The 243-nt window shown below is 62.6% G+C and carries 1 protein-coding gene; it reads left to right on the top strand.

Annotated features, from left to right (window positions below; translation table 11 throughout):
- Positions 1 to 26 precede the first annotated feature (26 nt).
- Positions 27 to 243: hypothetical protein (locus tag ACVOLJ_RS20880; RefSeq protein ID WP_481564995.1), on the top strand; the 217-nt coding region annotated here is incomplete at its 3' end.

A 243-nucleotide genomic window follows, 5' to 3' on the forward strand; every position in this document is an offset into this window, starting at 1 on the left:
GGATCTACTGGACCGGGCATCCACGCATGGCGTGGATCTACTGGACCGGGCATCCACGCATGGCGTGGATCTACTGGACCGGGCATCCACGCATGGCGTGGATCTACTGGACCGGGCATCCACGCATGGCGTGGATCTACTGGATCGGGCATCCACGTGTGGCGTGGATCTACTGGACCGGGCATCCACGCATGGCGTGGATCTACTGGACCGGGCATCCACGCATGGCGTGGATCTACTGGA

Source organism: Stenotrophomonas sp. STEN046, from assembly GCF_056759755.1.